The following is an 11,825-nucleotide window of genomic DNA, read 5'->3' as shown; positions in this document are numbered from 1 at the left end:
AACCGCGCGGCTACCTACACAGCCGCACCGATGCTCGGGTCACCAGGTCTGGCCGGTCGGACTACGCCTTACTCACGACCCACTCGAAAGCCGAGGCTTTCGAGCGGGCGCCTTCGAGGGCGCGCGAGCGGTTGGGTTCGCCGAGTTCGGCCAGTAACTCCTCCGACATGTTCACCAACGCGGCCAGCGTGGCGGGGGTGAACCAATCCGGTCTGGTGGCGAAGAGGATGTCCTCGGATGCGGTGTTGCCGCTCGCGCCGGGGGCGAAGGGGCAGCCGCCGAGTCCACCGAGTGCGCCGTCGACCATGTCCGCGCCGGCCGCGACGGCGGCGAGGGTGTTGGCCACGCCCATTCCCCAGGTGTCGTGACCGTGGAAGACCACGCGGCGCGGTGGCGTCCGGTCCCGGACCGCGGCGACCAGCGCGGCGACCTCGCCGGGATGGGCTTGGCCGAGCGTGTCGGCCAGGACGATGTCGTCCGCGCCCTCGGTGCGCGAGTCGCGGGCGATGGCCAGCACCCGCTCCGGGTCGACCGGGCCGTCGAACGGGCAGGTGAAAGCCGTCGCCAAGCAGAGCTGGATCGACCCACCCGCCTCGCGGGCCAGGCGCACCGCGTCCGGCATGGCGGCGACGCTGTCGGCGGTGTCGCGCCCGATGTTCGCCCGGTTGTGCGCGTCGGAGACCGAGAAGCAGTACTGGAAATTGCGCACGCCCGCCGCGGCGGCCTTCTCGACATGGCGCGGCGTCGCCACCCACACCCAGCAGCGGCGCAGTTCCTCCGGCGTCAACGCGTCGACCAGTTCCATGGTGTTCGCCATCGGCGCGACCAGGTCCGGGCGCGCCATCGAACCGATCTCCAGCGCGGGCACCCCGAGCGCGAGCAGGCGGCGCACGATGTCCACCTTGCGCTGCACGGGCAGCAGTTTGCCGGTCAGTTGCAGCCCGTCGCGCAACGTGACGTCGCGCAGCACCGGCGCGGTCATCGCTGCTCCCGAGCCCGGTGGTGCCCGCACATCACGCCGCCCCAGGGCTTCTCCCCCGCCCCGGTCGGATTCGGCTGGACGGCGGGCCTGCTGGTGCCCGGCGAGAGCAGCTCCCGCGCGCCGCGTCCCTTCGGACGCCTCCGATCGTGCGGCTGCGTGCTCATCGCACCTCCAACGCGTCGATCTCGGCCTCGCTCAGGCCGAGCAGACCGGACAGCACCTCCCGGGTGTGCTCACCCAGGTCGGGGCCGACGGTCCGGATGGGCAGGGACTGATCGCCGATCACCGGGACGATGCCGGGAAAGCCGACGACCTTCGGCTCCGGCGCGCCGACATCCACGGCGAAGGGCTGGATCATGTTGCGGGCCCGATACTGCTCGTCGGCCACGATGTCGGCCGCGGTGTAGATCGGGCCGCACGGGATGGCGGCGGCGTCGAGCAGTTTCAGCGCCTCTGCGCGGGTGTGCCGGACCGTCCACTCGCCGATCGCCGCGTCCAGCCGCTCGCGGTGGCGCCAACGGCCCGCGTTGTCCTGGAGTTCCGGGTCCGCGGCCAGATCGGGCCGATCGATGACCGCCATGTAGCGCTGGAAGATGGCGTCGCCGTTGCCGCCGATGATGATGCTGGTGCCGTCCGCACACGGGTAGGCGTTGCTCGGCGCGATGCCCTCCATCCGGCCGCCGACACGTTCACGCTGGATGCCGTAGGCGAGATAGTCCGGCACCAGCGACTCCATCACCGACAGGATCGCCTCGTTGAGCGCCACGTCGATCACCCGCTCCCGCAGCGGGACCGGCGCGTCCGGCTCGGCGCGGCGCTCGCGCTGGAACAGCGCCATCACGGTGCCGAACGCGGCGTAGATGCCCGCGATCGAGTCACCGATCGAGACGCCGGTGCGCACGGGCGGACGATCCGGATCGCCCACCAGTTCACGCAGCCCGCCGACCGCCTCGGCCACCGCCGCGAACCCGGGACGCTCCGACAGCGGCCCGGTCTGCCCGTAGGCGGAGATCCTGGTGATCACCAGGTCCGGATTCACCTCGTTCAGCACCTCGGGGCCCAGGCCCCATTTCTCCAGCATGCCGGGCCGGAAGTTCTCCAGCAGCACGTCGCAACGGCGGACCAGGTCGAGCACGATCCCGCGCCCCGCCTCGGTGCGCAGGTCCAGCGTGATCGACTTCTTGTTGCGGTTGATCGTCCGGTAGAGCATCGAGGTGTCGCCGCCGTAGAGCCGCCAGTTGCGCAGCTCGTCGCCCGCTTTCGGGCGTTCCACCTTGATCACCTCGGCGCCGAAGTCACCGAGGATGCGCCCGGCGGTCGGCGCGGCTATGTAATTGCCGAGTTCCAGGACGCGCACCCCGTCCAGCGGCCGAATACTCATGGCAACCAGTCTGGACCATGAGGTGCCGTGTTGGTTTTGCGGCGCCTGCGGCGCCGCGTGTTCGCGGCCCCGAGAAGTCTCGCGTCCGAGCGACCGAAACTCGCGACTTCGTCGCATGCGCTTCGGTCACTCGGACGCGAGACGGGCAGCGAACGTGCTCGTAGGACTCGCACTCGACGGGGTCGAGTCGGGTGCTGCGTCCGGACATTGCTGGTGCGGCGACCGGCATCGCTGCGTTCACCAGCCCCTTCCTCAGTCGTATCCGAGCGAGACTCGATCGCATCGCCCGCCGTGCCGTGAGCCGGGCCGCTGCTCCAAGCCCGGCACGCCATAGGACGGTTTCGATCGCACCAGCCCGCGCTTCGCGATCCGATGGCTGACGGCGTTCGGTTGACCGACCCGCCGATACGGCGTGTCGCCTCGATCACGGCTGCGGAGAACTCCCTGCTCGGCGACTGAAGACACCGCATGGCCCCTCAACAGCCGGAAGTCCCGGCAACCATGCGGGGCCCACGCTCAGGACGCGAGCAGCCGCGTGTCCTCGATGATCGAGTAGTGCTCGGCGTTGCCCGCGATGACGGTGCTCGTCGAGCCGTCGACGCCGACCGGGACGTCGCCGGCCAGTGTGATGCGGGTCAGCTTGCGCGGCTGGTCGTCGTAGTCGTCGATGGCGTAGTGCTGGGTGGCGCGGTTGTCCCAGATGGCGACGTCGCCCGGCGCCCAGTTCCAGCGGGCGGTGTTCTCCAGCCGGGTCACCCGGTCCTGGAACAGCCGGAACAGCGCGTGCGATTCCGTGCTGGACAGCCCGACGAAATGCTTGACGAAGTGGCCGAGCAGCAGCGCCCGCTCCCCGGTCTCCGGGTGCACGCGCACCACCGGGTGCTCGGTCTCGTAGTAGGTGGACTCGAATTCCGCCCGGTAGGCGGCCGTGTTGGGACGCGGAGTCTCCTCGACGCGGGCGTAGTCGTAGACGTTGGTGTGCACGGCGCGCAGGGATTCGGCGAGCCGCTTGAGCGGCTCCGGCAGCGACTCGTAGGCCGCGACGGTGGATGCCCAGGTGGTGGCGCCGCCGTAGGAGGGCAGCCGCACCGCGCGCAGGATGGACGCCTTCGGGATGCGGTCGACGAAGGTGACGTCGGTGTGCCAGCTGTTGGCGCGGCCGTGCTCGGAATCGATCGCCAGGCTCTTCACACCGTGCGAGGTGACCGTCGGATGCGGCGTGGTCGGTGAGCCGAGCAGCTCGGCGAACTCGTACTGCGCGTCCTCGGTGAGGTGGTCCTGCCCGCGGAAGAAGATCACCTTGTGCTCCAGCAGTGCGTGGCGGATCACCTCGACGGTGACCGGATCCAGATCGCCGCCGAGCCGGACGTTGTCGACGCGCGCGCCGATACGGGCGCCGAGCTTGGCCACCACGGCGGTGGATGGGGTGGCGGGTGCGACCGTCATGAGATCACCTTCGCTGTCGAGATCGGTTACTGCTCCCCAGAGCACATCACCGAGACCACCCCGCTGACCAGGGTTTTCGTCGCGCTGATCGCAAACAGGGCATGCGAAACGAAGCAGCCGTCACCCGAACACGGCGCACACCGTATCCGGCTCAGCGCGCGACCGAGCTAGCCAATCCGCCGCCACCGAGCGGACCCGCCTCCGACGGGTGCGAGTCTTACGAGCGCCGTTCGCGGCCCGTCGCTGCAAAAACCGACACAGCGTCTTACGAGCGCAGTTCGCGGTCCGTCTCGGGTTCGAGTGACCGAAGCGCATGCGACGCAGTCGCGAGTCCCGGTCGCTCGAACCCGAGACTTCCCGGGGCCGCGACACGCAGCGCCGCAGGCGCTACCAATCAAACACAGTGCTCGCGCAGGTACGCCAGATCCTCCGCGAGGCCGTCGCCCGGGGTTTCCAGGACCACCGGCGCGCCTGCCGTCCGGCACACCTCGGCGAGCAGTTGCGGGTCGATCGTGCCGTCGGCGAAGTTGGCGTGGCGGTCGGCGCCGGAGTTGAACTCGTCGCGCGAGGAGTTCAGGTGCACCAGGTCGATCCGCCCGGTGATCGCCTTGATCCGGTCGACGACGCCGATCAGTTCCTCACCGCCCGCCCAGGCGTGGCAGGTGTCCAGGCAGAAGCCCGCGCCGTAGTCGCCGACCGCGTCCCACAACCGGGCGATGGAATCGAAATGCCTGGCCATGGCGTGATTGCCGCCCGCGGTGTTCTCGATCAGGATCGGCACCGCGAATCCGCCCTTGTCCTGCTGGCGCTCGAACAATTTGCGCCAGTTGTCGATCCCGGTCTCCAGCTCGGCGTCGGAACGCACGTGCCCGCCGTGCACCACCAGGCCGAACGCGCCGAGTTCGGCGGCCGCCTTCGCCTGCTGCGCCACCGCGTTGCGGGACGGCATGCGCAACCGGTTGTTCAGGCTCGCGACGTTGATCTGATAGGAGGAGTGCACCACCACATCGATCGGGCTGGCGAGAATCTCCTCGGTCCGCGGATGCGGCGTGGGTTTGTCCCAGCTCTGCGGATCGACCACGAACATCTGGATGACGTCGGCGCCGAGTTTCTCCCCGAAGCCGATCGGGTCGCTGTCGAGCCGGACGTGTGCTCCAATGCGCATGCGGGCCACCATACTGGCAGCTACCGACGACAATCGAAGTTGCGCCGCGACTGTTGCATCCCCATGGCTCGCCGAGATACATGGGTAGTGTTCGCGCGCTCGACTCGAGAAGGGGGTGTAGCGGTGTTGCAGACCGGCGATGTCTTCGCGGGCTACGTCATCAAACGCGTCCTCGGCCGGGGCGGCATGGGCACCGTGTATCTGGCCCAGCACCCTCGGCTGCCCCGCCTGACGGCTCTGAAGCTGCTCGAACGGGAGCTCTACGCCGACACCGGCATCCGCCGCCGCTTCGAGCGCGAGGCTGATCTGGTCGCGGGCCTGGACCACCCGAACATCGTCACGGTGTTCGATCGCGGCGCCGAGCATCAGCAGCTGTGGATCTCCATGCAGTACGTGCCCGGCGCGGACGCCTCCTGCGCGGACGTCGACGTGCTCGCGCCCGGCCGCGCGGTGCAGATCGTCGCCGATACCGCCGCGGCACTGGACTTCGCCCATGCCAACCAGGTACTGCACCGCGATGTGAAACCGGCCAACATCCTGCTGGCGAAAGCGCCGATCGGACAGCCGGAGCGGGTGCTGCTCACCGATTTCGGGATCGCGGGCATCCGTGGCGCGGAGTCCACGATCGGCTCGTCGGGCACGATCACCGCGACACTCGCCTTCGGCGCTCCGGAACAGCTGATCGGACAGCCGCTGGACGATCGCGCCGATCAGTACTCGCTGGCCTGCACACTGTTCTGGATGCTCACCGGCGCGCCGCCGTATCCCGGCGCCAACCCGGCGGCCGTGGTGAACAACCATCTGTACGCACCCATCCCGGTACCGAGCCGCGTGCGCCCCGCACTGCCGCCCGCACTGGATCCGGTGCTGGCTCGCGCGATGGCCAAGCGGCCCGCGGACCGATTCGCCAGTTGCGCCGAGTTCGCCGCCGCGGCGAAACACGCTCTCGGCGGACACCACGCCGGGCACTGGACGGCGCCGCCGCACGCCGTCCACGCCGACGGGCGCGCGGCCGAGCCGACGCACCGCACTGCCGCGCCGCCCCCGCAGCGGCCGAGGCAGCCGGAAACCGCTCGGCCGCTGCCGAGTTTCCTGCCGCCGCGCCGTCCCGTTCATCCCGGCCTGATCGAGTTGCCGAACTTGCCCATGCGCCCGGGATCCGCGGTGCGACAGCACCAGCAACCTCCGGACCCCCGGCCACCGCCGGGCGGTACGGCGCACGCCGATCGCCCGCACGTCGCCATGCTCGACGAGCGATAGGCGGCGCGCGACTACTGCTATGGTTTCGATGTTTTCCGTGGTCGGGCCCATTCCGGCCACGCATTCTTATGCTGTACGCCTGTTCGCCGGTGGGTCCCGGCGGGCGGCGGGAAGTGGAGCAGTCATGCTGGCCAGCGGTGACGTTTTCGCCGGCTATGTCATCGAGCGGCAACTCGGCCGTGGTGGCATGGGCTCGGTCTATCTGGCGAAACATCCGCGGCTGCCGCGGATGACCGCGCTGAAACTGCTGAATCGGGAGATGTGCTTCGACAAGGAGGTGCGGGCGCGGTTCGAACGGGAGGCGGATCTGGTTGCCCAGCTCGATCACCCGAACATCGTCACGGTCTACGACCGCGGGCTCGACGACGAGCAGCTGTGGATTTCGATGCAGTACGTCGACGGTATCGACGCCGCCTCGGTGGAACCGAAGTCGCTGCCGCCCGAACGCGCGGTGCAGATCATCAAGGAGACCGCCGACGCGCTGGACTACGCGCACGGCAACGGGGTGCTGCACCGTGACGTGAAACCCGCCAACATCCTGCTGGCCCGCTCCACCGCCGGTCGCGGTGAGCGGGTGTACCTCACCGACTTCGGCATCGCGCGGCTGCGTGACGACACCGGTCATCTCACCCAGACCGGCACCTTCACCGCGACGCTCGCCTACGCCTCCCCCGAGCAGCTCACCGGCGCCTCGCTCGACCACCGCTCCGACCAGTACTCGCTGGCCTGCTCGCTGTTCTGGTTGTTCACCGGCACCGGCCCGTTCTCCGCGACGAACCCCGCCGCGGTCATCCAGGGACATCTGCAGGGAGCGCCGCCCGCGCTGAGCGGCGTCCGGGCGGGATTGCCTTTCGCGCTGGACGGCGTCCTGGCCAGGGCGATGGCCAAGCGGCCCGACGACCGGTACGGCAGCTGCGCGGAATTCGCCGCGGCCGCCAAACAGGCGCTGACCGGTTCGAGCGCGCCGTCGATGCCGGTGGTGGGCGGTCCGCGTCCGGTCACCGGGCCGCAGCACCCGACCGCAGGGCCGCGCCCGACGACCGGGCCGCAGATCCCGACGACCGGCTCGCCGTATCCGGTGGCGCAGGGTCACTACGTCAGCGGCCCCGGTCACCAGGTGCACACTCCGCACACCAGCGGTCCGAACGCGCTCGCCGCCTCGGCCGCCCAAGCGACTCCGCCGCCCGCGCCGGTGGTGAACTCGCGGCCGCAGACCGGCCCCGCGCCGCAGCCGACGGCCACCAACCCCTACAGCCGGCAGCAATCCGGGTTCTCCGGCTTCGCCGCCCCACCGGCACCCCCGCACGGCGCGCACCTCCACCCGTCGGCCCCGCCGCCGCCGAAGAAGAACACCGGGCTGATCGTCGGTCTCGCGGTGGGCGTGGTCGTGCTGATCCTGGTGGTGCTCGGCATCATCGGCGCCGTCTCCGATTCGGGCTCGAACAACGGGGGCACGACGACCACGTCGGCGGTGAAGCCGAACCTCGTCGACGCGACACCGGAGTCGATCAGCGCGGAATTCCCGCGGATGGTGCCCGCCTCCCAGACCGAGGATGTCGGATACAACGGCGCGGAGTGCTGGCTGGCTTCGCCGAGTTCGCCGCCCTCGCCGTCCAAGGGCGACCCGGACTTCGGCGACTGGGCCGCGCAGTGGCGCTGCTTCAAGGGCGGCAACAACGATGATCCGTACTACCGCATCTACGTCTACAAGACCCCGGCCGACGTCCAGGCGGTGCTGAAGACGCTCCCCTCGTCGGCCACCAAGTCCAGCGACACCAACGGCGGGAAGACCTACACCAATTACAAGTACGTCGACGAGGGCGCCAAGATGGTCACCGCGTTCACCGGCGACCCGGATCGGACCCAGTTCCTGATGTACACCGACGGCTTCGCCCACACCACCATCGATGAAGCGCTGCGCTGGTGGCGCTCGGCGCCGCTGAACTGACCCGATGCTGCACACCGGCGAGGTCTTCGCGGGATACACCATCGAACGCCTGCTCGGCCGCGGCGGGATGGGATCGGTGTACCTCGCCCGGCATCCGCGGCTACCCCGGTTGACGGCGATGAAGCTGTTGAACCCGGAGCTGTTCGACGACAAGGAGATCCGCGCCCGCTTCGAGCGGGAGGCGGACCTCGTCGCGCGGCTCGACCACCCGAACATCGTCACGGTGTTCGACCGGGGCGTCGAGGGCGATCGACTGTGGATCAGCATGCGCTATATCGACGGCACCGACGCCGCCGCGCTGGACGCGTGGACGCTGCCGCCGCAGCGGGCGGCGCAGATCATCGCCGAGACGGCTACGGCGCTGGACTTCGCGCACAGCCGCGGCGTGCTGCACCGCGACGTGAAACCGGCGAACATCCTGCTGGAGCGGGTGGAAGGCGGGCAGGAGCGCGTCTTCCTCTCCGACTTCGGCATCGCCCGACTCCGGGACGACACCGGACGGCTCACCCAGACCGGAACCTTCACCGCCACCCTCGCCTACGCCGCCCCGGAGCAGCTGTCCGGTGCGCCGCTGGATCACCGCGCCGACCAGTATTCGCTGGCCTGCACGCTGTTCCGCCTGCTGACCGGCACGGTGCCGTTCGACGCCACCAATCCGGTCGCGGTGATCCATGGACATCTCAGCGCACCGCCACCGCAGGTCAGCAGGCTGCGGCCCGGCTTGCCGGTGGCACTGGACGGCGTGCTGGCCAAGGCGATGGCCAAGCACGCGGCCGATCGCTTCGACTCGTGCACGGAGTTCGCCGCCGCCGCGTGGCAGGCGCTGACCGCGCCCGCGGCACCGTGGCCACCACCGCCGCCGCCGAATTCGTCTCCGCCCCGGGCCGACGCGGCCGTCCCGCAGCGACCGGCGCGCGCCTACCTCGGCCCGGCACGACGTTCCCGTTGGCACGCTTCGGTGGGCGGCTGGATCGGTCTGCTGTTGGTGGTCGCCCTGTTCGGCGGCGCCGTCGCGATGGCCCTCAGCAGTCCTGATTCCTCCGGTACCGCCGCACCGACGACGCCCGCCCGCCCGCGGAACACCGCGTCCCCCGCGCCCTCGGTCACCGGCCGTCCGGCCACGACCGTCGCGGCCACCACGGACCGTGCCACGATCGGCGCCCGCGCGGCCGAGTTGAGCGCGGCGTTCCCGGACATGCTGCCGGAGACCTCCGCCCAGCGCCTTGTGCACTCCGGAACCGGATACAACAAGGCGGGCTGTTTCGCCCACACACCGGATTCCCCGGCGCCCGGCGACCCGGAAGACCCCGACTTCGGTGCCTGGCTGGTGATGTGGAGCTGCTTCGGCGGCCCGAACAAGGCGTCCTTCGACTTCTACCTCTACGGCTCGCCCGCCGACGCCCAGGCGGTGCTCGCCGCGTTACCGGCCAACGACCACGCGACCGCCACCACCGACAGTGGCCGCAGCTACCCGAACTACACCCTGCGCGGCAGCCGCGACCTGCGCCCGCGCATGGTCACCGCGTTCCCCTCGGATCCTGGCCGGGCAGCCATGCTGATGTACAGCGCCGGATTCATCGCCACCGACACCGAGTTCATGGATTGGTGGAAATCCGCGCCGCTGAATTGAGTTTCCCCCAGGGGGAGACGCGAGGTAGGAACATGGAGTCGCCTGGTTCACCGCGACCCTGCGCACCGTCCCGGCGGGTTACTCGAAGACGTAGTGCGCGAACTCGTGGGTCGGGTGGAAGCCGATCGTCCGGTAGATCCGGTTGGCCGTGGCGTTGGCGATGTCGGCGAACAGGCAGACGTCCAGGCTCTCGGCGCGCAGCAGCTCGGCGACATGCGCGGTCAGCGCGCTGGCGTAACCGTGCCCGCGCGCGTCCGGCGGGGTGTAAACCGGCCCGATCCGCGCCCAGCCCTGGATCGGAACGTGGTGCGCGGCCAGAGCGACCGGTTTCCCGTCGCGTTCCCACAGCCACCACCGGCCCGAGTCCACACGACGCCGGATCGCGGCCTCGTCCAGCCCGGACGCCATTCCGGACTCCTCGCGCATGGCCGTCAGCCAGTCCCCGCACAGCGCGACATCGGATTCCACGGCGCGGCGCGGCGCTCCGGCCACGTCCGGGATCCGCAGCGCGCCGAGCCGGTGCAGCCGGGTGAGGTAGGACTGATGAAAACCTTTCCCCAGCAGGGCGCCCCAGCGCTGAGCGAAAGCGGTGGCGTCGGCGACGACGCCCTCCACACCCGCGCTCTCGGGGACGATGTCGGCCAGCGCGCGAGCCACCGCGGGAATGCCCTCGGGCGGTAGCGCGCCGAGATACACGTCGCGACCGGCTACGCGCATGGCGGCACCGACCACCGAGGCATCCTCGCCATGGACGGAGAGAAATCGCGATACCTCGGCCGGGGCGTCGATGCCCATGACGTGGTTGGCGACGGTCGTGGTGAGCACCGTGTGCCGCAACGGATCGCGGAGCAGGAACGACCCCGCGACCGAGCGGAACTCGGCGGCGTCGGTGGTGATCTCGATCCTCATGGAAATCACGGTAGGCGCCTGAAGTGTTGCGCGCCTTGCTTTCTCGCGGCCGATCCGAGACCGGCGACCGGGCGACCGGCCGGTTCGCCTCAGTCGGCTTCGCCGCCACCCTCGCGGAGTTTGAGCAGAACCAGTCCCGCGGTGCACGCGAGAATGAGTCCGGCGACCGTGATTTCGACGTGCAGTCCGGCGATGCCGAGCACCGCCCCGACGAGTCCGCCGATGAAGATCAACCAGGCGAGCGTCCGCGACACAATCGTGGACAGCGTGCGCCCCTGCTGGTTCGACGCGGGATGCTGTGCCGTTGCCGACACCACATCCTCGGCGGCGCGGGATGAACCACGCCGCGACGCTGTCGAGTAAGCTCCCATCATCAACTCCTCGATGACGCCGGTAAGAGAACCACTATCACGTTCTCACACAACGTGTCTCTCATCCTGAAACCGGCGTCTCACGCGTAACTTTGCTCACACACGCTACGACTCCGGGACGCCGGAAGATAGCGACACGTGCCCACGACACGCCGAAGAGACCAATTCGATATCTGAATTAGTACCGTTTTATATGCGCCGCGCGGCGTATCCCCAGCGACCTCTCGCCTCGCCTGGCCGACGGGCCTCGATTAAGGTGAGTCCACTCGATACACACGAGGAGTGTCACCGTTGGAAAGCAGCAGGGCCAAGATCGCCGGTCCGGCGATCGCCGCGGGAGCGGTTTCCATCGGACTCGTCCTGATCGGCGCCTGTGGCGTCGGTAGACAGGACACCTACGTGCCGCCCCCGCCGCTGAAAGCGGGCGAGTACGCCGAGCCGGTGGTCCACGAAAGCACTACCGGCGGCTCGACGACCCCGAGGGTCGTCATCCCGCCATCCCCCACCTGGCGGATCGCGCCGGCCGATCAGAAGCACCCGACCCCGTTCGCGGGCTTCGTCAGCAGCACCACCGCCGAGCCGTCCCCACGTAATCCGCACGAGGACACCTCGCAGGCGACAGCACCGGCCGAGGAACCGAGGACGAGCACCGCGCGGACGCCCACGAACGAATCGACCGGCGAGGCGCCCACGCAACTGCGGGCCACGCCGGGCGACGACGAGTGAGACGCGG

Annotated in this window: 11 protein-coding genes; 4 read left to right on the top strand and 7 right to left on the bottom strand. The window is 69.7% G+C overall.

Annotation, left to right across the window (positions count from 1 at the left end; translation table 11 throughout):
- Positions 1 to 61: 61 nt before the first annotated feature.
- The 5 genes from ACGF7Y_RS28850 to ACGF7Y_RS28830 form a co-directional block, all read right to left on the bottom strand.
- Positions 62 to 982, bottom strand: coding sequence for a hydroxymethylglutaryl-CoA lyase (locus ACGF7Y_RS28850; RefSeq protein WP_393239080.1), 921 nt, complete (start codon positions 980 to 982; stop codon positions 62 to 64).
- Positions 979 to 1,146, bottom strand: coding sequence for a hypothetical protein (locus ACGF7Y_RS28845; protein ID WP_157106853.1), 168 nt, complete (start codon positions 1,144 to 1,146; stop codon positions 979 to 981). The genes ACGF7Y_RS28850 and ACGF7Y_RS28845 overlap by 4 nt, the downstream gene beginning before the upstream one ends.
- Positions 1,143 to 2,363, bottom strand: coding sequence for a CaiB/BaiF CoA transferase family protein (locus tag ACGF7Y_RS28840; protein ID WP_393239077.1), 1,221 nt, complete (start codon positions 2,361 to 2,363; stop codon positions 1,143 to 1,145). Before ACGF7Y_RS28840 ends, ACGF7Y_RS28845 begins: the two co-directional genes overlap by 4 nt.
- Positions 2,364 to 2,879: 516 nt before the next feature.
- A complete protein-coding gene (locus ACGF7Y_RS28835) occupies positions 2,880 to 3,809 on the bottom strand; it encodes a TauD/TfdA dioxygenase family protein (RefSeq protein ID WP_393239075.1) in 930 nt (309 codons plus the stop codon).
- Positions 3,810 to 4,203: 394 nt separating this feature from the next.
- Positions 4,204 to 4,974: a deoxyribonuclease IV gene (locus ACGF7Y_RS28830; protein WP_393239072.1), complete on the bottom strand. Its 771-nt coding sequence runs from the start codon at positions 4,972 to 4,974 to the stop codon at positions 4,204 to 4,206.
- Positions 4,975 to 5,097: 123 nt separating this feature from the next.
- Between ACGF7Y_RS28830 and ACGF7Y_RS28825 the strand changes: the two genes are divergently transcribed.
- The 3 genes from ACGF7Y_RS28825 (at position 5,098) to ACGF7Y_RS28815 (ending at position 9,812) form a co-directional block, all read left to right on the top strand.
- Positions 5,098 to 6,234 (top strand): serine/threonine-protein kinase, encoded by a 1,137-nt coding sequence (locus tag ACGF7Y_RS28825; protein ID WP_393239069.1) that lies wholly within the window; start codon positions 5,098 to 5,100, stop codon positions 6,232 to 6,234.
- Between the two features lie 124 nt (positions 6,235 to 6,358).
- Positions 6,359 to 8,182 (top strand): serine/threonine-protein kinase, encoded by a 1,824-nt coding sequence (locus ACGF7Y_RS28820; protein WP_393239066.1) that lies wholly within the window; start codon positions 6,359 to 6,361, stop codon positions 8,180 to 8,182.
- A 4-nt stretch (positions 8,183 to 8,186) separates the two neighbouring features.
- Positions 8,187 to 9,812 (top strand): protein kinase, encoded by a 1,626-nt coding sequence (locus ACGF7Y_RS28815; RefSeq protein ID WP_393239063.1) that lies wholly within the window; start codon positions 8,187 to 8,189, stop codon positions 9,810 to 9,812.
- Between the two features lie 78 nt (positions 9,813 to 9,890).
- Here ACGF7Y_RS28815 and ACGF7Y_RS28810 read toward each other — a convergent pair whose 3' ends face one another.
- Positions 9,891 to 10,721: a GNAT family N-acetyltransferase gene (locus ACGF7Y_RS28810; RefSeq protein WP_393239060.1), complete on the bottom strand. Its 831-nt coding sequence runs from the start codon at positions 10,719 to 10,721 to the stop codon at positions 9,891 to 9,893.
- A gap of 89 nt (positions 10,722 to 10,810) precedes the next feature.
- On the bottom strand, positions 10,811 to 11,035 hold the full coding sequence (locus ACGF7Y_RS28805) for a hypothetical protein (RefSeq protein ID WP_051175497.1): 225 nt from the start codon (positions 11,033 to 11,035) through the stop codon (positions 10,811 to 10,813).
- 348 nt (positions 11,036 to 11,383) lie between these two features.
- On the opposite strand from ACGF7Y_RS28805, the gene ACGF7Y_RS28800 reads away from it, so the two are divergent.
- On the top strand, positions 11,384 to 11,818 hold the full coding sequence (locus tag ACGF7Y_RS28800; RefSeq protein ID WP_393239057.1) for a hypothetical protein: 435 nt from the start codon (positions 11,384 to 11,386) through the stop codon (positions 11,816 to 11,818).
- The last annotated feature ends 7 nt before the right edge of the window (positions 11,819 to 11,825 follow it).

This window comes from Nocardia sp. NPDC047654, assembly GCF_043205035.1.
Classification (GTDB): Bacteria; Actinomycetota; Actinomycetes; order Mycobacteriales; family Mycobacteriaceae; genus Nocardia.
The sequence above is the reverse complement of the archived record's forward strand: the minus strand, read 5'-3'. Positions and strand labels throughout refer to the sequence as shown.